The 973-nt window shown below is 64.2% G+C and carries 1 pseudogene; it reads left to right on the top strand.

From position 1 onward, the window contains the following. Window positions 1–160: 160 nt before the first annotated feature. A pseudogene (locus MFF40_RS28310) lies at window positions 161–919 on the top strand (DDE-type integrase/transposase/recombinase); the annotation flags it as partial. Window positions 920–973 lie beyond the last annotated feature (54 nt).

Genomic DNA, 973 nt, shown 5'->3' with positions numbered 1-973 from the left:
AGCCCAGCAAAACACGCCGACGACGAAAAAGCCAAAAACGCAACTGTAATGCTAGTTGTTTGGTTGCGGAACGTCGTTGGGATGCGGCGCGTTGGGCGATCAAAGCCTATGCGTGGCGGTTTGCAGGTGTGCGCCGCCGTTCTTCCAGGACGGCCCGCTGATGCTCGCCATCCATCCCCAAGCTCGCACCACCCCGGCTGTCCGCGCCGAGATCGCCCGCTCGTACGAGCGCTCCGGGGTGCTGGCCAAGCGCTACGGCGTGTCCACCGAGACCATCCGCAAATGGCGCAATCGCGGTCCCGATGCGTGTCAGGACCGCTCGGCTCGACCCCACAAGCTGCCCTGGAAAGCCACCGATGAGGAGCGCGCCATCGTGCGCGTGCTCCGCCGCTCCACCGGCTTTCCTCTAGATGCACTGACCTTCATCGTCAGCCACTTCCTGCCGCACCTGAACCGGGATGCGGTCTACCGCATCCTCAAGGCCCAGGGCCTTAATCGGCTGCCGCCCGCCGAGCAGGCCCGCAAGCCACACGGCACCTTCAAGGACTACGAGGTCGGCTTCATCCACGTCGATGTGAAGCACCTGCCCAAGCTGCAGGATCGCGACCGCGTCTCGCGCAAGCGCTACCTGTACGTCGCCATCGATCGCGCCTCCCGCTACGTGCACCTCGCCGTCAAGGACGACGAAACCACGGCCTCGGCGGTGGCCTTCCTCACGGACGCGCTCGGGGCCTTTCCGTTCAAAGTCACCCACGTGCTCACCGACCGCGGCTCATGCTTCACGGCCGATGCGTTTGAGGCCGCCTGCCAGCGGCACGGTGTGCAGCATCGCAAGACGCGTCCCTACACGCCTAAATCCAACGGCATGGTCGAGCGCTTCAACGGGCGCGTCCAGCGCGAGGTGCTGGGGTTTACGCTCTAGCACTACTTTGGCATTTTGACTTCAGGGTGGCAGATTGAGAACGGCGTCACA

Source organism: Methylobacterium mesophilicum, from assembly GCF_022179445.1.
Taxonomy (GTDB): Bacteria; Pseudomonadota; Alphaproteobacteria; order Rhizobiales; family Beijerinckiaceae; genus Methylobacterium; species Methylobacterium mesophilicum.
Note: the sequence above shows the minus strand (reverse complement) of the source record. Positions and strands in the feature narration are given on the sequence as shown.